General features: G+C 72.0%; 16 protein-coding genes and 1 riboswitch. Of the genes, 11 read left to right on the top strand and 5 right to left on the bottom strand.

All coding sequences use genetic code 11. The features are described from left to right. Window positions 1-54: 54 nt before the first annotated feature. Entirely contained in the window at window positions 55-645 is a 591-nt protein-coding gene (locus OG729_RS12815; RefSeq protein WP_360872397.1) for a TetR/AcrR family transcriptional regulator, read from the bottom strand. 45 nt (window positions 646-690) lie between these two features. On the opposite strand from OG729_RS12815, the gene OG729_RS12810 reads away from it, so the two are divergent. The 3 genes from OG729_RS12810 to cobM all read left to right on the top strand — a co-directional run bounded on the left by OG729_RS12810 (window position 691) and on the right by cobM (window position 3,692). Continuing rightward, window positions 691-1,587, top strand: coding sequence for a DUF2867 domain-containing protein (locus tag OG729_RS12810; protein ID WP_405806090.1), 897 nt, complete (start codon window positions 691-693; stop codon window positions 1,585-1,587). Between the two features lie 81 nt (window positions 1,588-1,668). Further along, window positions 1,669-2,916 carry a precorrin-6y C5,15-methyltransferase (decarboxylating) subunit CbiE gene (gene cbiE / locus OG729_RS12805; RefSeq protein WP_405806089.1) on the top strand — a complete coding sequence of 416 codons (1,248 nt, stop codon included), beginning with the start codon at window positions 1,669-1,671 and terminating at the stop codon, window positions 2,914-2,916. After that, entirely contained in the window at window positions 2,913-3,692 is a 780-nt protein-coding gene (gene cobM, locus OG729_RS12800; protein WP_405806088.1) for a precorrin-4 C(11)-methyltransferase, read from the top strand. The genes cbiE and cobM overlap by 4 nt, the downstream gene beginning before the upstream one ends. Window positions 3,693-3,798: 106 nt before the next feature. Here the strand turns inward: cobM and OG729_RS12795 are convergent, their stop codons facing one another. Then, window positions 3,799-4,950 (bottom strand): cobalt-precorrin-5B (C(1))-methyltransferase, encoded by a 1,152-nt coding sequence (locus OG729_RS12795; RefSeq protein ID WP_405806087.1) that lies wholly within the window; start codon window positions 4,948-4,950, stop codon window positions 3,799-3,801. Window positions 4,951-4,968: 18 nt separating this feature from the next. Here OG729_RS12795 and OG729_RS12790 point away from each other — a divergent pair, with 18 nt between their 5' ends. Beyond that, window positions 4,969-5,709 (top strand): cobalt-precorrin-6A reductase, encoded by a 741-nt coding sequence (locus OG729_RS12790; protein WP_405806085.1) that lies wholly within the window; start codon window positions 4,969-4,971, stop codon window positions 5,707-5,709. On the opposite strand, the gene OG729_RS12785 is transcribed toward OG729_RS12790, so the two are convergent. Genes OG729_RS12785 through cobG form a run of 3 tightly spaced genes read right to left on the bottom strand, consistent with a single transcriptional unit; the run spans window position 5,688 to window position 9,116 of the window. Next, a complete protein-coding gene (locus tag OG729_RS12785; RefSeq protein WP_405806084.1) occupies window positions 5,688-7,193 on the bottom strand; it encodes a precorrin-2 C(20)-methyltransferase in 1,506 nt (501 codons plus the stop codon). The genes OG729_RS12790 and OG729_RS12785 overlap by 22 nt on opposite strands. Beyond that, on the bottom strand, window positions 7,190-7,831 hold the full coding sequence (locus OG729_RS12780; RefSeq protein WP_360872379.1) for a precorrin-8X methylmutase: 642 nt from the start codon (window positions 7,829-7,831) through the stop codon (window positions 7,190-7,192). The genes OG729_RS12785 and OG729_RS12780 overlap by 4 nt, the downstream gene beginning before the upstream one ends. A 4-nt stretch (window positions 7,832-7,835) precedes the next feature. Then, window positions 7,836-9,116, bottom strand: coding sequence for a precorrin-3B synthase (gene cobG / locus OG729_RS12775; RefSeq protein WP_405806083.1), 1,281 nt, complete (start codon window positions 9,114-9,116; stop codon window positions 7,836-7,838). 110 nt (window positions 9,117-9,226) lie between these two features. Further along, a riboswitch (cobalamin riboswitch) is annotated at window positions 9,227-9,319 on the top strand. Between the two features lie 53 nt (window positions 9,320-9,372). On the opposite strand from cobG, the gene cobN reads away from it, so the two are divergent. The 7 genes from cobN to pstA all read left to right on the top strand — a co-directional run bounded on the left by cobN (window position 9,373) and on the right by pstA (window position 20,055). Further along, window positions 9,373-12,960, top strand: coding sequence for a cobaltochelatase subunit CobN (cobN, locus tag OG729_RS12770; protein WP_405806082.1), 3,588 nt, complete (start codon window positions 9,373-9,375; stop codon window positions 12,958-12,960). 34 nt (window positions 12,961-12,994) lie between these two features. Continuing rightward, window positions 12,995-13,702 carry an RraA family protein gene (locus tag OG729_RS12765; protein WP_405806080.1) on the top strand — a complete coding sequence of 236 codons (708 nt, stop codon included), beginning with the start codon at window positions 12,995-12,997 and terminating at the stop codon, window positions 13,700-13,702. Between the two features lie 843 nt (window positions 13,703-14,545). Further along, a complete protein-coding gene (locus OG729_RS12760) occupies window positions 14,546-15,136 on the top strand; it encodes a carbonic anhydrase (protein ID WP_405806079.1) in 591 nt (196 codons plus the stop codon). A gap of 221 nt (window positions 15,137-15,357) precedes the next feature. Then, a complete protein-coding gene (locus OG729_RS12755; protein ID WP_405811119.1) occupies window positions 15,358-16,812 on the top strand; it encodes a SulP family inorganic anion transporter in 1,455 nt (484 codons plus the stop codon). Between the two features lie 555 nt (window positions 16,813-17,367). After that, window positions 17,368-17,643 (top strand): hypothetical protein, encoded by a 276-nt coding sequence (locus OG729_RS12750; RefSeq protein WP_405806077.1) that lies wholly within the window; start codon window positions 17,368-17,370, stop codon window positions 17,641-17,643. After that, window positions 17,643-18,674 carry a phosphate ABC transporter permease subunit PstC gene (gene pstC, locus OG729_RS12745; RefSeq protein ID WP_405806075.1) on the top strand — a complete coding sequence of 344 codons (1,032 nt, stop codon included), beginning with the start codon at window positions 17,643-17,645 and terminating at the stop codon, window positions 18,672-18,674. Before OG729_RS12750 ends, pstC begins: the two co-directional genes overlap by 1 nt. Before the next feature lies 1 nt (window position 18,675). After that, a complete protein-coding gene (gene pstA, locus OG729_RS12740; RefSeq protein WP_405806073.1) occupies window positions 18,676-20,055 on the top strand; it encodes a phosphate ABC transporter permease PstA in 1,380 nt (459 codons plus the stop codon). Window positions 20,056-20,178 lie beyond the last annotated feature (123 nt).

Here is a 20,178-nt window from a genome sequence, read left to right as displayed (position 1 = left end):
CAAATCCGCCCGAGCCTGCCAATGCCCCGTCCGGCAAGATCGCCCGGACAGGACCTAGCTGCGCCGCAGCAGGTTGTCCATCACCGATTCCAGATAGCCCCGCCGCTCCGGACCCACCGGCAGCGCCTCCGGCACCGCATGGCTCAGCTGCGTGTGTCCCAGATAGCTCGTGTACGCCAGCAGCCCACGCCGCCGCGCCTCTTCCGGCGGAAAGCCCAGCTCCTCGAAGAGATGCGCGACGTAACCGATCCGACGCTCCGTCACCCGCTGCAGTACGGGTGCGACGTGGGGGTCGTCGGCGGTGGCGAGCAGTGAGACCTCGAGCGGGTCCTCCGCGGCCAACGCCGTCGCCTGCGCGAAGAGGGTACGCAGCCGCCGCTCCGGGTCCGGCTCGGCCTCCAGCGCGGTGATGATCTCCTCGGTGTCGATCTCCTCCCAGCGGGCCAACGCCGCCTCGATCAGTGCGTCCCGGTTGGCGAAGTGCCAGTAGAAGCTGCCCTTGGTGGTGCCGAGACGGGCGGCCAGCGGCTCCACGGCGACCCCGGCGAGACCGCGCTCCCCGATCGCGGCGAGCGCCGCATCGGCCCAGTCGCGTGCCGTGAGCCTCTTGCGGGACTGCCCCGCCCGCTCTTCCCTCATGTCCATACGCTACCGTACGGTGAAACATACGCCACCGTATGGAGGTGCGTCATGCGCACGGTACGGAACGTCCACGAACGCAACGTCGACGCCCCGGTCGAGGTGGTCGGCGCCCTGCTCGACCGCGTCTCGTCCCCGGACGACCCGCTCAGCCCGAGCCCTGTCTGGCCCCCGATACGCTTCGACGGCCCCCTCGCCGTCGGCGCGGCCGGCGGCCACGGCTTCATCCGTTACTCGGTGGGTGCATACGAACCCGGGCGCCGCATCCGTTTCGACTTCGCCCCGCCGTCCAACGGCTTCCACGCCCTTGAGCTGGAGCCGCTGGACGGGGGCGGCTGCCGGGTCCGCCATGTCCTCGAACAGAAGCAGGGCCTGAAGTCGTCGCTGCTCTGGACGCTGGTGATCCGCCCGATGCACGACACGATGATCGAAGAGCTCTTCGACAACGTCGAACGCGCCGCGACCCCCGGCGCCCTGACCCGGCCCTACCAATGGACCCGCCGCGCGCGCCTGATGCGCCGTCTGATCTGGGACAGACCGGTGGCGACGGAAGTCCCCACCGCGGCCACGCTGGCCCACCAGGCCTTCGCCCGTCCGGACTTCGCGGACGCCTGCCGCATCCCGCTGGCCCCGGGGATGCCGCGCGACCCCGTGGCCTGGCACGGTGTCCTCCCGTTCGAGATCAAGGCGAGCGCCCCGAACGAGCTCCTGCTCGGCGAGGACGCCGGTCATCTGGACTTCCGCGCCTCGGTGCTGATCGCCGACGACAACGTCACGCTCACCACGGTGGTGAAGTTCCACAACTGGCGCGGCAGGCTCTATTTCGCCGTCGTACGCCGCTTCCACCCCCTGATGGCCCGCATGATGCTGCGCCGCGCCCACCGCCGGCTGGCCTTCGCGGCTCCACCGGCCCCCGACCGGACAACGCCCGTGCGAACGGACGGCTGAAGGCAGGGCACGAGCAACAGGCCACCCGACCGCCCAGTAGAGTGCGCCTTCGTTCTCTCTCCGTCCCCGAGGTGTACGTCAGTGAGTCCCGCTTCCCCCACCACACCGGCCGTGACCGTCGTCGGGATCGGTGCCGACGGGTGGGAAGGACTTCCCGCTCTCTCGCAGAACGCCCTCGTCGACGCCGAGGTCGTCGTCGGCGGACCGCGTCAGCTGGAGTTGCTGCCCGACGCGTGCGCGGGGGAGCGGGTCGGCTGGCCGTCGCCGCTGCGGCCCGGCGTGCCCGGACTGCTCGCCGCGCATGCCGGGCGGCGCATCGCCGTGCTGGCCAGCGGTGACCCCATGTTCTACGGGATCGGGCGGGCGCTCACCGAAGTGCTCGGCGCCGACGCGCTGCACGTACTGCCGCACCCGTCCTCCGTGTCGTACGCCTGCGCCCGCCTGGGCTGGCCGCTGGAGGACACCGAGGTCGTCACCCTCGTGGGCAGGCCCATCGCGCAGCTCGGCGCAGCCGTGCACGACGGGCGACGGCTGCTCGTACTCAGCGCCGGGGCCGCGACGCCCGCCGAGGTCGCCGACTTCCTGCGCGAGAAGGGGTTCGGCCCCAGCCGGATGCGCGTCCTTGAACAGCTCGGCGGCGAGCGCGAGGCGCAGGCGGACGGTACGGCCGACGGGTGGGAGCGGCTGCCCGGCAACCCGCTGAACGTCATCGCCGTCGACTGCCGCCGCGCGGCCGGCGCCCTGCGGCTCGGCGCCGTGCCGGGGCTGCCGGACGCCGCGTACGAACACGACGGGCAGCTCACCAAGCGCCATGTGCGGGCCGCCACGCTCGGCGCGCTCGCGCCCGCGCCCGGCGAAACTCTCTGGGACATCGGCGGCGGCTCCGGCTCCATCGCCGTCGAGTGGATGCGTACGCACCGGTCCTGCCGGGCCGTGACCGTCGAACGCGACCCGGTGCGGGCCGCCCGGATCGCCCGCAACGCCGAGAAGCTCGGTGTCCCCACGCTGCGGGTGGTCACCGGAGCTGCACCCGCTGCCCTGGCCCAACTCCCCACGCCGGACGCCGTGTTCATCGGCGGCGGCCTGACCGTGCCCGGCCTCGTCGAAGCGTGCTGGGAGGCGCTGCCCGCCGGCGGGCGGCTCGTGGCCAACACCGTGACCCTGGAGTCCGAGGCGCTGCTCGCCGACTGGTACCGGCGGCACGGCGGCGAGCTCGTACGCCTGGCGGTCGCGCATGCCGTCCCCGTCGGCGGCTTCACCGGCTGGCGACAGGCCATGCCTGTCACCCAGTGGGCCGCAACCAAGTCTGGATCTGGAGAAGAACGATGACCGTGTACTTCATCGGCGCGGGCCCCGGCGCCGCCGACCTGATCACGGTGCGCGGCGCCAGGACGCTCGCGGCGTGCCGGGTCTGTCTGTACGCGGGCAGCCTGGTGCCGCGCGAACTGCTCGCCGAATGCCCGCCGGACGCCCGTCTGGTGGACACCGCGCAGCTCAACCTGGACGAGATCACGGCCGAGCTGATCCGCGCGCACGAGGAGGGCGACGACGTGGCGCGGCTGCACTCCGGCGACCCGTCCGTCTTCAGCGCCGTCGCCGAGCAGATGCGCCGCCTCGACGCGGCGGGTGTGCCGTACGAGATCGTGCCGGGGGTGCCTGCGTTCGCGGCAGCGGCCGCCGCGCTGAAGCGGGAACTGACCGTGCCGACGGTCGGCCAGACGGTCATCCTCACCCGGATCGCCAACCGCGCCACGGCCATGCCTCAGGGCGAGGACCTGGCGACGCTGGGCCGCAGCGGGGCGCTGATCGTGCTGCATCTGGCCACGCGGTATGTGGACCGGGTGGTTGAGGAACTGGAGCCGCACTACGGGTCCGACTGCCCGGCGGCGGTGGTGGCGATGGCGAGCCGCCCGGACGAACTGATCCTGCGCGGCACACTGGCGGACATCGCGGACCAGGTGAAGGCGGCGGGGGTGCTGCGGACGGCGGTGATCATGGTGGGGCCCACGCTGGGGGCGTCGCAGTTCGGGGACAGTCACTTGTACTCGGCGGAACGGGAGAGGCGGGGGTTCTGCGCGCCGGTCCCGGGTGCGCCGGTCGCCTGAGCCTTCAAGCCCGTCCGGCGTTTGAGGACGGACACAGAGGGCCACGAAGCGTCCGCGGCGCACGGTCAACCGCGTCGGCTCCGCCACTGGACGCCTGGGGGCAATTTCAAGCCCGTCCGGCGACTGAGGACGAACCCCCCGGCCCCCGCGCAGTGCAGCGGCCCACCACATCGCCCCCGCGGTCGATGCAGACCACGTCCACCTCCACCGGCGCTCCCCGCAGCACCCCCAGCGCCTGGTCCCGCGCCGCCACCGCCACCAGGTCCCCCAGGGGGACGCCGTGCGCAGCGCACAACTGGAGTGCGGCCAGGCCCGTGTTCGCGGTGGCCACCTCCGCCGCCAGGGAATCGGACGCGCCGCCCGCCCGAGCCAGTTCCGCCAGGAAGCCCTTGTCCACCTGGGAGCGGGCCGAGTGCAGGTCCAGATGGCCCGCCGCCAGTTTGGACAGCTTGGCGAAGCCGCCGCAGAGCGTGAGCCGGTCCACCGGATGCCTGCGCACGTACTTCAGCACCGCGCCCGCGAAGTCCCCCATGTCCAGCAGCGCGTCCTCCGGGAGGTCGTACAGAGCCGTGACCGTCTTCTCGGACGTCGACCCGGTACAGCCCGCCACATGCGTACGTCCCGCCGCCCGCGCCACATCCACACCGCGCCGGATCGAGTCGATCCAGGCCGAGCAGGAGTACGGGACGACGATGCCGGTCGTCCCCAGGATGGACAGACCGCCCACGATCCCCAGGCGCGGATTCCAGGTCGAGCGGGCGATCTCCTCTCCGTGGTCGACGCAGACCGTGATCTCGACGTCGCCCGTCCCGCCGTACCGCTCGGCGACCAGCGCGACATGCTCGCGCATCATCTGCCGCGGCACGGGATTGATCGCGGGCTCGCCGACATCGAGCGGCAGTCCGGGCCGCGTGATCGTGCCCACACCCGGCCCGGCGGCGAACACCACCCCGGCCCCGCGCGGCGCAGCCCGTACCGTCGCGCGGATCAGCGCGCCGTGTGTGACGTCCGGGTCGTCACCCGCGTCCTTGACCACGCCCGCCATCGCCCGGCCGTCCGCCAGTTCCTCCGCGGCCAGCGCGAAGGACGGCGTCTGCCCCTTCGGCAGCGTGATCGTCACCGGGTCGGGAAACTCGCCGGTCAGCAGCGCGGTGTACGCCGCGGTCGTCGCCGCGGTCGCACAGGCCCCGGTCGTCCAGCCGTGCCGCAGCCCGGTGTGCTTCAGTTGGGCGCTGCGCCCGCCCTTCGCTTCACTCATGAACGGACCCGAGACCCGATGCACGTACTGATCCTCGGCGGAACGACGGAGGCACGGCGGCTCGCCGAGATCCTGCCCGGGAGGGTACGCGTGACCTCCTCGCTCGCCGGGCGGGTGGCGCAGCCGAGGCTGCCCGCCGGCGAGGTCCGTATCGGCGGCTTCGGCGGCGCCGAGGGCCTCGCCCAGTGGCTGCGCGCGCACAACGTGGACGCCCTCATCGACGCCACCCACCCTTTCGCCGGGACGATCAGTTTCCATGCGGCCGCTGCCGCCGCCGAGACCCATGTTCCCCTGCTCGCCCTGCGCCGCCCCGGCTGGGTCGCAGCCGAGGGCGACGACTGGCGCCCGGCCGCGTCACTGCAAGAAGCCGCCGCGCTGCTGCCGGGCCTCGGGCAGCGGGTCTTCCTCACCACCGGCCGGATGGGTCTCGCCGCCTTCGCGGACCTCGCCGAACCGTGGTTCCTCGTTCGGTCCGTGGACGCCCCCGAGCCCCCGCACCCGCCCCGCATGCAGGTGCTGCTCGACCGCGGCCCCTTCACCCTCGACGGCGAGCGCGAGCTGCTGGCCCGCCATCGCATCGATGTCATGGTCACCAAGGACAGCGGAGGGGCCGCCACCGCCCCCAAGCTCACCGCCGCCCGGGAGGCCGGACTGCCGGTGGTCGTCGTGCAACGGCCCCCGGTCCCGCCCGGCGTCCCGGTGGCGGCCACCCCCGACGAGGCGGCCGGCTGGCTCGCTCAGCTCCCGCTCTCCGGATAGCGCCGCGGCGTCCAGACGATCTGCTCGCCGTCCCCGCGCCGTACCGTCTGCGTCTGCGAAGAGCCGACGATCAGGATCGTGCGCATGTCGACCTCGGACGGATCGAGTTCGGCGAGCCGCACGATGCGTACGCTCTCCTGTGCCCCGCCGACGTCCCGGCCCAGCACCACGGGCGTGTCCGCCGCCCGGTGCTCAAGGAGCAGGTCGCGCGCCTTGCCGACCTGCCAGGTCCGGCTCCGCGACCCGGGGTTGTAGAGGGCGAGCACCAGATCGGCTGCGGCGGCCGCGCGCAGCCGTTCCGCGATGACCTCCCACGGCTTGAGCCGGTCGGAGAGCGAGATGGTCGCGTAGTCGTGGCCGAGCGGCGCACCCGCGCGGGCGGCAGCCGCGTTCGCGGCCGTCACCCCCGGCAGCACCCGCACCGGCACGTCCTTGTACGCGTCCTGTCCGGCAGCCTCCAGCACGGCGGTGGCCATGGCGAAGACGCCCGGGTCGCCGCCGGAGACGACAGCGACGCGCCGCCCGCGCCGCGCGAGGTCGAGCGCGAACTCGGCACGCTCGGACTCGACCCGGTTGTCGGAGCCGTGCCGAAGCTGGCCGGGGCGCACCGGCACCCGGTCCAGGTACGTGGTGTAGCCGACGAGATCGTCGGCCGCGGCCAGCGCGCCCCGCGTCTCGGGGGTCAGCCACAGCGGACCCGCGGGCCCGGTACCGACCACGACGACCTCGCCCCGCTCCCGTACCTCCGTCGGAGCGTCGATACGGCTCGGCAGCACCGCCACCGAGAAGTACGGCACCGACTCCGGGTCGACGTCCGCCAGTTCGCCCGTACGCTCCCCGGCCATCGTGGCCCGCTCGACATAGCGCGCCTCGTCCAGTCGCCCGGAGCCCTCGATCGCCCGGCGCACCTTGGTGAACGTACGGCCCAGCTTCATCACCACCGCCGAGTCCGTCGAGGCGAGCCGCGCGGTCAGCTCCTCCTCCGGCAGCGTGCCGGGCAGGATCGTCAGCACCTCCTCGCCCTCGGCCAGCGGTGTGCCGAGCCGGGCGGCCGCGGCGCTCACCGAGGTGACTCCGGGGATCACCTCCGTCGGATACCGGTCGGCCAGCCGCTTGTGCATGTGCATGTACGAGCCGTAGAAGAGCGGGTCGCCCTCCGCGAGCACCGCGACCGTGCGGCCCGCGTCGAGATGCACGGCCAGCCGGGCAGCGGCCTCGGTGTAGAACTCCTCCATCGCGCCCCGGTAGCCGCCGGGATGGTCGGTGGTCTCCGTGGTGACCGGGTAGACCAGCGGCTCTTCGACATGGTCGGCACGCAGGTGCTTCGCGGCGATGGAACGCGCGATGGAACGGCCGTGCCGGGCGCTGTGGTACGCGACCACATCCGCCTCGGCGATGACCTCCACGGCACGCAGGGTCATCAGGGACGGATCGCCGGGCCCGAGCCCGACCCCGTACAACCGGCCGGTCTGCTTGGTGCTCATTCCGCCTCGCTCGCTATCGCGTTGATCGCGGCCGCGGCGATGGCGCTGCCGCCACGGCGTCCGCGCACCACCAAGTGCTCCAGGCCCGCGGGGTGTTCGGCGAGCGCGTCCTTGGACTCGGCGGCGCCGATGAAGCCGACCGGCACACCGATGACCGCGGCCGGGCGGGGAGCGCCCTCCTCGATCATCTCCAGCAGCCGGAACAGAGCGGTGGGGGCGTTTCCGACGGCCACCACCGCCCCCTCCATGCGGTCGCGCCACAGCTCCAGGGCCGCGGCGCTGCGCGTGGTGCCGAGCTTTGCGGCGAGGTCCGGGACCGAGGGGTCGGACAGCGTGCACACGACGTCGTTGTCCGCGGGCAGCCGCCCCCGGGTCACCCCGCTGGCCACCATGGCGACATCGCACAGGATGGGCGCGCCGGCCCGCAGCGCCCGACGGGCGCGGGCCACGACCTCCGGCGTGAACGAAAGGTCGCGTACCAGGTCGACCATGCCGCAGGCGTGGATCATCCGGACCGCGACCTGGCTGACGTCGGCGGGCAGCCCCGTGAGGTCCGCCTCCGCGCGGATGGTGGCAAAGGACTGGCGGTAGATCGCCGCGCCGTCCTTCTCGTAGTCGAACACTGTGCTCTCGCTCATTTCGTCAACGCGTCACGGCGGTCGTGCGCGCAGCCGCCACGGTGGCGGCGAGTTCTGAGGGTGCGGTGACGCCGGTGTGCCGGCGCTCGCCGCGTACGCAGACGTCGTAGCCGTGGGCGGTGGCCACGACGTCGACCCGGTCACCGTGCGGGTGGCCGCAACGGCGCTCGCACCCGGACCAGTACACGGGCAGCCCGGAGAAGTCCGGGCCGAGTGCCGCCGCCGCGTCGGCGCGTACGTCGGCGAGGGACTTGGCACATCCGGGCCGTCCGATGCAGGCGCCGACGCCGAGCCAGGGGGAGGCGGGGGAGGTGATGAGCCCGGCGGAAGCGAGGTCGGCGCCGGGGCCGTCGCACCCGGGAAGGATCACGCCGCGCCAGGGAGTGAGACGCAACTCACCGCTGCCGCCGCGCTCGGCGACGGCGGCCAGCAGCCGCCACTGTGCGCCGGTGAGCCGGCCCAGGGGAGCCAGGACCGACAGCGAGGTGCGCCCGCCCGGACCCGCGACGACGCCGGGAGCGGGCGCGGACCCGGCGGCCGGGGCAACGGCGGACAGTCGGCCACGGACCCCTTCCGCGGCCAGCCGATGTGCCACGTTCCGGGTCAACTCCGCGGTACCGCCGGGCAGTTCACTCACCCGCCAGGTGCGGGAGCCGACGGCGTCCAGAAAGACCTCGGCGGCGAGCAGCGCGGCGCGCGGCGCATCCTCCGCACGTACCGACAGCGCCGCATCATCCGCTCCCAGCCGCAGCAGCGCATCCGCATCGCCGGCCGCGACGATCGTCACATCCGCGCCCAGCGTGGCCACGTCCCCGCGCCCGTCGTCGCACGCGAACAGAAAGCGTCCCGACAGCCCGAGTGCCGCCTCGCTCGCGCACAGCAGCCGGTCCAACTCCCGTGCCCAGGGCTGCACATCGGCATTTCCCAGCCCGTCGAGACCGGAGAGAGGCGAGGCGACGATGTTCCGCACCCGCTCGTGCCGGGGCGAGGGCAGCAGCCCCGCCGCACCGAGCAGATCCGCCAGCTCCCCGGCACACCCCGTCGCGAGCCCGCGCAGCTGCACATTGCCGCGGGACGTGAGGTGCAAAGACCCGTCTCCCAGGCGCTGCGAGGCATCCGCAAGAGCCAGCGCCTGCCGCACGGTGAGCACCCCGGCCGGTATCCGCACCCGGGCGAGCGCCCCGTCGTCAGCCGTGTGCAGCCGCAGCGCGCCGGGGCATGCGTCACCGCGATCCCGCAGGGGGGACGTCGCCCCGGTCGTGCGGGGGCCAGGGGCCGTCGGCATGGCGGCGAGCATACCGACCGCCCGCTCGCCGCCCGTACGCCCTCCACCTGCGGCTCGGGCCTTACTGCCCGAGCCTTACTATGCTCATCGACGGGCCACCCGGCCCGTCATCGCCTGCGACGGCGACATGGAGGAAGCCCGGTGCGAATCCGGCGCGGTCCCGCCACTGTGAGCCCGGTCCACACCGGGTGAGCCAGGAACTCCTGCCGTCCACACCGCCCGGGGCGCGGACACCCCGAGGAAGGCCTCCGCACGCATGCTTCTGCTGCTGTCGACCTCCGACACCGACCTGCTCAGCGCTCGCGCGGCAGGGGGCCCGGTCGAGTACCGCCTCGCCAATCCGACCCGGCTGGACCTCGCCGGGCTGCCCGCCCTGCTGGACGGCGCACAGCTCGTCGTCGTACGTCTCCTCGGCGGCGTACGGGCCTGGCAGGACGGACTCGACCAGCTGCTGGCGGCCGGGCTGCCGGTCGTCGTACTCACCGGCGAACAGGCCCCGGACGCCCAGCTGATGGAGGCGTCCACGGTCCCGGTCGGCATCGCCGCCGAGGCGCACGCCTACCTGGCTCACGGCGGCCACGCCAACCTGGAGCAGCTGGCCCGCTTCCTCTCCGACACCGTGCTGCTCACCGGCCACGGCTTCGAGCCGCCGGCCCCCGCGCCCACCTGGGGCCCGCTGGAGCGCACAGCGCGCGAGGTGAGCGGCCCGACGGTGGCGGTGCTCTACTACCGGGCCCACCACATGAGCGGCAACACCGCCTTCGTGGATGACCTGTGCGGTGCGATCGAGGACGCGGGCGGCCGGCCCCTGCCGCTGTACGTCGCGTCGCTGCGCGCCCCTGAACCCGAGCTGATCGACGCGCTGGGCGCTGCCGACGCGATTGTCACGACGGTCCTCGCCGCGGGCGGCACCCGCCCGGCCGACGCATCCGCGGGCGGCGACGACGAGTCCTGGGACGCGGGCGCGCTGAGCGGTCTGGACGTGCCGATTCTCCAGGCCCTGTGCCTGACCGGCTCGCGCAGCACCTGGGAGGAGAACGACGAGGGCGTGTCGCCGCTGGACGCCGCGAGCCAGATCGCGGTGCCGGAGTTCGACGGCCGTCTGATCACCGTCCCGTTCTCGTTCAAGGAGATCGACCAGGACGGTCTTCCGGCGTACGTCGCCGACCCCGAGCGGGCCGCTCGGGTCGCCGGAATCGCCGTACGCCACGCACGTCTTCGCCATATCCCGGCCGCCGAGAAGCGTCTCGCACTCGTGCTCTCCGCGTACCCCACCAAGCACTCCCGTATCGGCAACGCGGTCGGCCTGGACACCCCCGCATCCGCGGTCGCCCTGCTGCGCCGGCTGCTGGCGGAGGGCTACGACTTCGGTACGGAGGAGGTCCCCGGCCTTGCGTCGGGCGACGGCGACGAGCTCATCCACGCCCTCATCGAGGCGGGCGGCCACGACCAGGACTGGCTCACCGAGGAGCAGCTGGCGCGCAACCCGGTCCGTATCCCGGCGGCGGACTACAAGCGCTGGTACGCCACGCTGCCTCAGGAACTGCGATCGTCGGTCGAGGAACACTGGGGCCCGCCGCCCGGCGAGATGTTCCTGGACCGCAGCCGCAACCCGGAGGGCGACATAGTCCTCGCGGCCCTGCGCCGCGGAAACCTCCTCATCCTCATCCAGCCGCCGCGCGGCTTCGGCGAGAACCCGATCGCGATCTACCACGATCCCGATCTGCCGCCCTCGCACCACTACTTGGCCGCCTACCGCTGGATCGCGGCCACGCAGTCCGACGGCGGCTTCGGCGCCGACGCCATGATCCACCTGGGCAAGCACGGCAACCTGGAGTGGCTGCCCGGCAAGAACGCGGGCCTGTCCGCCGCCTGCGGGCCCGACGCCGCGCTCGGCGACCTCCCGCTGATCTACCCCTTCCTGGTCAACGACCCGGGCGAGGGCACCCAGGCCAAGCGCCGCGTCCACGCCACCCTCGTCGACCACCTCGTACCGCCGATGGCCCGTGCCGAGAGCTACGGCGACATCGCGCGCCTGGAACAACTCCTGGACGAATACGCCCAGATCTCCTCCATGGACCCGTCGAAGCTCCCGGCGATCCGTGCCCAGATCTGGACCCTCATCCAGGCCGCCAGGCTCGACCACGATCTGGGCCTGGAGGACCGCCCGGACGACGACGGCTTCGACGACTTCCTGCTCCATGTCGACGGCTGGCTGTGCGAGGTCAAGGACGCGCAGATCCGCGACGGACTCCATGTACTGGGCAACGCCCCTTCGGGTGCGGACCGCGTCAACCTCGTCCTGGCCATCCTCCGGGCCCGCCAGATCTGGGGCGGCACGGCGTCGCTGCGGGGGCTGCGGGAGGCGCTGGGCCTGGACGAGTCGGCGGCCACACGTACGACGGCGGACGAGGCGGAGGACAAGGCCCGCGCCCTGGTCCAGGCAATGGACGATGCCGGGTGGGACCCCGCGGCAGTCCCCAGCGAGTACGGGGAGGAGGTCGCCGCGATCCTGGACTTCGCCGCCCGGGAGGTCGTCCCCCGCCTGTCCGCCACCACGGCCGAGCTGGACCACACGGTTCACGCGCTGAACGGTGGCTTCGTGCCGGCCGGCCCCTCCGGCTCCCCGCTGCGCGGCCTGGTCAACGTCCTCCCGACGGGCCGCAACTTCTACTCGGTCGACCCGAAGGCGGTCCCGTCCCGGCTGGCCTGGGAGACGGGCCAGGCCCTGGCGGACTCCCTGCTGCACCGCTACCGCACGGACAACGGCGACTGGCCGCCCTCCGTCGGTCTCTCCCTGTGGGGTACGAGCGCGATGCGCACGAGCGGCGACGATGTCGCGGAGGCGCTGGCGCTGCTGGGCATCCGCCCGGTCTGGGACGAGGCATCGCGCCGCGTCACGGGCCTGGAGCCGATCCCGTCGGCGGAGTTGGGCCGGCCCCGTATCGACGTGACGCTGCGCATCTCGGGCTTCTTCCGGGACGCGTTCCCGCACACGATCGCCCTGCTGGACGACGCGGTCCGCCTCGCCGCGTCCCTGGACGAGCCCGGCGACATGAACTTCGTACGGGCCCACACCCAGGCGGACCTGGCGACCCACGGCGACGAACGCCGCGCCACGACCCGTATCTTCGGCTCCCGCCCGGGCACGTACGGCGCGGGCCTGCTCCAGCTGATCGACTCCCGCGACTGGCGCACCGACGCCGACCTCGCCGAGGTCTACTCGGTCTGGGGCGGCTACGCATACGGCCGTGAGCTGGACGGCCGCCCCGCCCGCGCCGAGATGGAAACGGCGTACAAGCGCATCACGGTCGCGGCGAAGAACACCGACACCCGCGAACACGACATCGCGGACTCGGACGACTACTTCCAGTACCACGGCGGCATGATCGCCACGGTCCGCGCCCTGCGCGGCACGGCCCCCGAGGCCTACATCGGCGACTCCACCCGCCCGGAAACGGTCCGCACCCGCACCCTGGTCGAGGAGACCTCCCGCGTCTTCCGCGCCCGCGTGGTCAACCCCAAGTGGATCGAGGCCATGCGCCGCCACGGCTACAAGGGCGCCTTCGAACTCGCCGCGACGGTGGACTACTTGTTCGGCTACGACGCGACGACGGGCGTGGTGGCCGACTGGATGTACGACAAGCTCACCCAGACATACGTCCTGGACCCGACGAACCGCGCATTCCTCCAGGAGGCCAACCCCTGGGCTCTGCACGGCATCGCGGAGCGGTTGCTGGAGGCCGAGTCGCGCGGCATGTGGGCAAAGCCGGACCCGGAAGTCCTCGCGGCCCTGCGCCAGGTCTTCCTGGAGACGGAGGGCGACTTGGAGGGCGAAGACTGAAGGGCGAGGGCCGAAGTGTGAGAGGAAGGACACCATGGATCCTCAAGAGCTTCGGCGGCGGTTCGAGACCCTGACGACCGCCCATCTGGCGGACGCATGCATTCGCGCTCGTATCCCGGTGCACTGTGCGCCTGCGCCTGTGCACGCCGTGGTGCCCGGAAGCCGCCTGGTCGGCCGTGTGTCCCCTGCTCGGCATGTCGGCAGCGTCGACATCTTCCTGGAGGCGTTCGAAGGGGGCGCGCCCGGCGATGTGCTGGTGGTGGACAACGGCGGACGACTCGATGAGGCGTGCGTCGGCGATCTCGTCGTTCTGGAGGCTCAGGCTGCCGGTCTGGCGGGAATCGTGATCTGGGGCCTGCATCGGGACACGGCCGACATTCGGGCAATTGGCCTGCCGGTCTTCAGCCTTGGAGCGATCCCCACCGGCCCGCTGAGCCTTCAGGCCCGTCCCCACGATGCGTTGGAGTCCGCCCGCGTGGGCGACTGGACGGTGAGTCGTGAGGACGTGGTCCTGGGCGATGACGATGGCGTGCTCTTTGTGCCGGCCGCCCGCGCCGCGGACATCTTCACGCTTGCGGAGACGATCCGCGACACCGAGCGGCGCCAGGCGGAACAGATCCGTGCCGGTGTCTCTCTGCGCAGTCAGGTGCAGTTCGACACCTACCTCGCCCGGCGCCGGCAGACGCCTTCCCTGAGCTTCCGCGAGCATCTGCGAGAAGTGGGCGGGGCGATCGAGGAATAGGGCGGCATCGGGTCCTGCGGGACGCGAACAGCGCCTCAACTGGGGTGACCCCGGGTAGCGCCGGCATGCGTCTGCTGTCAAGTGGTGTGACGCTCACGAATGTTTAACGAATCGCTGACTTTTGCGCCGTCGTGCTGTCACAGTGACTGACGAGACTGGTGTTACTGACCAGTTGGACCAATCGCTGAGATGAAGCCAAGGACGAAGTCGGGGAGGGACCGTGACAAGGCGTACCGCAGCACCGGATGCACTCGGCACACTGTGCTCCCTGTTGCTCACGGTCCTTCTCCTCTGCCAGTCGGCCGTATCCGTGGCCGGGGAAGTGGAGTTGGGCGCCGGAGGGACTTCCCGGGAGGCCGACTCCTCACCCGAGTCACCGGACGACCTCGAATCGCCAGGTGCCCCCGAGTCGACCGGTGATCCCGAGTCGACCGGCGCACGGGACCCGGCCGGTGAGCCCAACTCGCCCGACGAACCCGGCTTACGCGTCTCACCCGTCGACTTGCCCTGGGATGATCCGGATGCCCTGGACGAGCCGCCCCCGTCCCGCAACGGCGGCCGGCCCAACAGGCTGCCGACCGCCCACGCCCCGCCCACAGGCAATCGGCCTTCCCCGGCCACGACGGGTGAGGACGGCTCCGCCGCCTCCTGGGTGCTCCGCCGCCCCCCGACGGGTGCACCTCCCGGTCCACCCGGACAGCCCCCCGCAGCACGGCTCCCCGTTCTGCAGGTGTTCCGTCTCTGATCGTTTCGTCGCCCGCACGGTTTCCCCCACTCCGTTACCTGCGATTCGACATGACGACTCACCACCGCGTGCCCTGGGCGCGCTGGAGGAACACCCCCATGTACATGCTCATGAAGAATGCCCGCGCCTTCCGCGAACGGGCCGCCGCCCGCGCCGACGAGTTCGGCCGCCTCGCGGACGGTCAGTCCCCGCAAGCGCTGTTCATCACCTGCTCCGACTCACGGGTGATCCCCTCGCTGATCACCGGAGCCCGCCCCGGCGAGCTCTTCGAACTCCGCACGGCGGGCAGCATCATCCCCGAACACGACCCCGACCGTCACTCGAGCGAGGCGGCCACCATCGAGTACGCCGTCGAGGTGCTCGGCGTCGCCGACATCGTCGTCTGCGGCCACTCCCACTGCGGTGCCGTCGGCGCGATAGTGCGCGGCGAGGATCTCTCCGCCGTACCCGCGGTCCGCGGCTGGCTGGAAAGTACGTCACCCCCACCCCTCTTCACCGACTCGTCCCCGGCCATCGCCGAGGCCGTACAGCACCATGTGCTGCGCCAGCTCGGGCGGTTGCGCGACTACCCCTGCGTCGCCCGCCGGGCCGCGGAAGGGCGGCTGATGCTGCACGGCTGGTTCTACGAGATAGACACCGGCTCCGTGCTCGCCCACCGGCCGCACGACGACGCGTTCCTTCCGCTGTGAGCGCCGCCGACACCCGCGAACGCGACGACCGCGAACGCGACACTCACAAACGCGACGCCCGCGAACGCGACGCCCGCGAACGCGACGCCCGCGAACGCGACGCCCGCGAACGCGACGCCCGCGAACGCGACGCCCGCGAACCCGACGCCCCCGAACGCGGCAACCGCGGACGCCACCGCCGGGCGGCGGCGCAGCGCGCGGAGCGACCCTCCGCCTCGACGCTGCGAACCGATCTCACCGCGTCCGTCGTCGTCTTCCTCGTCGCCCTGCCGCTCTGCGTGGGCGTGGCCGTCGCCTCCGGCGTCCCCGCCGAACTCGGCCTGGTCACCGGCATCGTCGGCGGGCTCGTCACCGGACTGCTCCCCGGGAGCAGCCTCCAGGTCAGCGGACCCGCCGCGGGGCTGACCGTCCTCGTCCTCGAAGCCGTCAACGAATTCGGACTCGGGGCCCTGGGCGTCTTCGTCCTCACGGCGGGCGTGCTCCAGCTGGTCATGGGCGCGCTGCGACTGGGCCGCTGGTTCCGCGCCATCTCCATCGCCGTGGTGGAAGGGATGCTCGCCGGGATCGGCCTCGTACTGATCGCCGGTCAGCTCTACGCCATGGCCGACGCGAAGGCGCCCGGCTCGGGCCCCGCCAACCTCATCGGTCTGCCCGCGCTGCTCGTCCGTACGGCCGGCTCGCCGCAGGCGCTGACCGCCTTCGGTCTCGGCGCGGTCACCGTCGCGATGATGGCGCTCTGGAAGCATCTGCCGGCGAAGGTCCGGCTGGTCCCCGCACCGCTGGCCGCCGTGGCTCTGACCACCTCCGTGGTGGGGCTGTTCGGGCTGTCCGTGAAGCGGGTCGACGTACAGGGGCTGCTGGGCGCGATCCGGCCACCGTCCGCCGACGACCTCGGCAGGATCGCGGACGCCGGAGTGGTCGGGGCCATGGGCACGGTCGTCGCCATCACGCTCATCGCGTCGGCGGAGAGCCTGTTCAGCGCCGCTGCCGTCGACCGGCTGCACACCGGCCCCGGCACCGACTACGACAAGGAGCTGATGGCGCAGGGGGCGGGCAACGCCGTCTGCGGAGCCCTCGGGGCGCTGCCGATGACCGCGGTCATCGTGCGCAGCGCGGCCAATGTGCAGGCAGGTGCCCGGACCAAGGTGTCACGGGTGCTGCACGGCGTATGGCTGCTGCTCTTCGCGGCGCTCGTACCCGCCGCGCTCGGTCTCATACCGGTCGCCGCGCTCGCCGGCATCCTGGTCTTCTCCGGCTGGAAGCTCATCCCACTGAAGGAACTCGGGCCGCTGTGGCGCGAGCACCGCGGGGAGGCGCTGATCCTGGTGGCGACCGCGGTCGCCATCGTCGCGACCAACATGTTCGAGGGCGTGCTGGCCGGGCTGCTGCTCGCCGTCGCCAAGACGGCGTGGGAGACATCGCACGTCCAGGTGCACGTCGATGAAGGCGCCGACCGGAGCGAGCCACTTCGCGTGGTCGTCTCGGGCAACGCGACCTTCCTCCGGCTGCCCCGGATCCTCGACACCCTCGAGGGACTGCCGAAGGACCGGCACATCGAGCTCGACCTGCTCGAGCTGCGCCATGTCGATCACGCGTGCAGTACGGCCCTCACCAACTGGGCCGACCGGCACAACTTGGAGGAGGGGGCCACGAAGGTACTGATGCCCGCGGTCTGACCCGCCTCGGCACGGTCCGGTCCCTACGGCGCACCGACCGGCCGCTGTAGGGACCGGGCCAAGCCCGGGCACCTCCGCCTCGCCCGTTTTCACGCGGCGAGGCGGAGTCATGTCCGCCCTCTTGATCTGCCGGGCCTCGCGGGAGCGCACAGCGTCACCAGAATCTTGATCACGATTACCTTGGGTTCATCGGAGCTTTCCATTCACCTTCCCCCCGTTCGGCCTTCACCTCGCTGTGCACACAGGCCCTACACAACCCGCCACTGTCAGGGGCGCTTGGGGCGGTCTTTCGGCCAGTGGCGAAAAGCGCAGAGGCGAAAGACGGAGGGGTGGGTGGTTTCGATGGTTCGGCCGCGCTTTTTGTACGCAGTACGAGTATCGCCACAGAGACCGGAAGAAGGGGAGAAACCGGTCGGATGGCGGCTGGTCGGGGCGAACAACCGTGAACTGGGTCGCAGCGCTGAAGCGTTCGGCAGCCTCGCGACGTGTCAGGCAGCGGTGACCCGGCTCCGGGAGCAGATCGCGCAGGCCCGTGGGTTCCTCACCATGTCGGACATGACGGGCAGTTGGACATGGCGACTCGAACTGGAGGGGCGGGCTGTCGCCGTCGCCGGACGGGCCTACCAGCGCCATCGCGAGTGCCAGTACAACTTCAGCCAGTTCCTGGCCGCGGTCCCGGTGGCCCAGCTGACCGAGGGAATGCCGAACCGGCCCCGCCCGCGCGGGCTGCCGCTGCGCGGTCCTGCGCGGTCCAGGTCCACCCGTGAAGGGCCGGACGGCGAAGGTCACACCCTTTCGCGTACCGGTATCGGCGCCGGGACGAGTGCGTGATGACAGTTGCCGTACCTGGGCTCGGACGTCCGTCCGAGCCGGGCCCGGACCCCGTGGACGTGCCGCGCGCGCTGCGCGGCAGGGGTGAGCCGGCGGACCGCCTCTTTCGTGGGGCGGCGCGCGGGAGCGGGGCCGTTGTGCTGGCCATCATGCTGCTGGTCGGTGTCTTCCTCACCTACCGCGCGTCTCAGGCGCTCGATGTCGCCAAGGGTTCGTTCCTCACCACGTCCGCGTGGGAGCCGGATGCCCACCGCTTCGGGATCGCGGCGGTGCTCACCGGCACGGTGCTCATCGGCCTCGTGGCGATCAGCATCGCGGTGCCACTGGCGCTCGGCACCGCGCTGTACATCGCGGAGTACGCGCCGCGGCGGCTGAAGCGGACGTTCGTCTCCCTCGTGGACCTCATGGCCGCGGTGCCGAGTGTGGTGTACGGGCTGTGGGGCGCCTTCTTCCTGCAGGGGCATGTGGTGGGGCTCTCCCGCTGGATCGCGACGTACTTCTCCTGGATCCCGGTCTTCAAGGTCGACGGGAGCGACCCGCACGACCCGCTGGAGACGACGACCGTCTACACGTCCTCCACCTTCATCGCGGGCATCGTCGTGGCGCTCATGGTCACGCCGATCGCCTGCTCGGTGATGCGGGAGACGTTCTCCCAGGCGCCTCCGGGAGAGCGCGAGGGCGCGTTCGCGCTCGGGGCGACCCGGTGGGGAATGATCCGCGCGGTCGTGCTGCCGTTCGGCTGGGGCGGCGTGATCGGCGGCACCATGCTCGGGCTCGGCCGGGCGCTGGGCGAGACGATCGCCGTCTACATGATCATCTCCCCGGTCTTCGCCGTACAGCCGCACATCCTGCAGAACGGCGCCAACTCGGTCTCGGCGCTGATCGCACTGCGCTACGGATCCGCGAGCGCCTTCGGGATGTCGGCCCTGATGGCCGCGGGACTCGCGCTGTTCCTGATGACCCTTGTCGTGAACTTCATCGCTTCCTCGATCGCGGCCCGCAGCCGCTCGGGCAGCGGGGCGGAGGCCTGAGATGACCGACCTCCTGGACAAGCGGCCGGCGGGGACCGTACGGCCGACCACCGAAGGACGGGACGAGACCCCCGAAGTCCGCCGGAACACCTCGTCGGTGCACGGGTCGGACGTGCTCGCCCTGGCGGGCGCCGCCGTCGGATCTCTCGCCCTGACGGTGCTCCTGTTCACCTGGATCGCTCCGTTCGACTCGATGCTGGGCTTCGCGGTCGTCGGCTACGTGCTCTTTCTCGGCGTCTACGCCGTACTTGTCTCCTTCGACGAGAACGGCGTGGCGGTACGGGACAAGGTCGCGGCGGTGCTGTGGCAGAGCCTCGCCACGCTGCTGCTCGCGGCGCTGGTCCTGGTGGTCGTGTACACCCTGTGGCGCGGCAAGTCCGCTCTGGTGCACCTCAACTTCTTCACCCAGGACATGTCGCGCACCGGCCCGCTGCAGCCGCTCACCGACGGCGGCGTCGTGCACGCGATCGTCGGCACGCTGGAGCAGATCGCCATCTCGCTGGCGATCACTGTGCCGCTCGGGCTGGCGTGCGCGGTGTTCCTCAACGAAGTGCCGGGCCGGTACGCCCGGTTCGTACGGACCATCGTCGAGGCGATGACGGCGCTGCCGTCGATCGTGGCCGGCCTGTTCATCTACGCCACGGTGATCCTCATCCTCGGCGTCGACAAGTCCGGGTCCGCCGCCGCCCTTGCGCTCAGCGTGATGATGCTGCCCATCATCATCCGCGCCTCCGACGTGGTCATCCGGCTGGTGCCGGGCTCGCTGCGCGAGGCGTCCTACGCGCTGGGCGCGAGCCAGTGGCGCACGGTCTGGACCGTGGTGCTGCCCACCGCACGCTCCGGGCTCACCACCGCCGTGATCCTGGGCACCGCGCGCGGGATCGGCGAGACCTCGCCGGTGCTGCTCACCTCCGGCTTCACGGCCGACCTGAACACCAACGCGCTCAGTGGTCCACAGGTCTCGCTGCCGCTGGCGACCTTCCAACTGGTGGGGTCCCCGCAGCCCAGCCTGATCGCCCGCGGGTTCGGCTCCGCAGCCCTGCTGATGGCTCTCGTGCTGCTGCTGTTCATCGTGGCCCGGGTGGTCGGCGGACGCGGTCCCGGTGAGCTGACCCGTAACCAGCAGCACCGGCGCGTGGTTGCCTCGCGGCGCGACGTCGAGCGCATGGGCAAGCGCGCACGGCTCCGGCCGGTAGCGGCGGGGGTGTCCGGGGGCTTCCCGAACTCCGCACCAGACGCTGCACCGGACATCACACCAGACGCGGTGCCGTACGCGGCGCCGACCGCCGGGTCGGTCGCCGGGTCGGATGTCGCGCCGGACCCTGGGTCCGGCCCCGAGCCGGGCGCCCCGTCCGGCGCCCCCGGCAGCCCCTCCGGCTGAGACCCGTCGAGCCGCACGGCTCCCACCCCGCCCCGCGGATTCCGCACCGCCCTGTACCGACGACACCGACCAGGAGTCACCAGCCATGCCCGGATCACCTCCGGCAACGTCCGCACGCTTCCG

The organism is Streptomyces sp. NBC_00210 (assembly GCF_045160975.1).
Taxonomy (GTDB): Bacteria; Actinomycetota; Actinomycetes; order Streptomycetales; family Streptomycetaceae; genus Streptomyces.
Note: the sequence above shows the minus strand (reverse complement) of the source record. Positions and strands in the feature narration are given on the sequence as shown.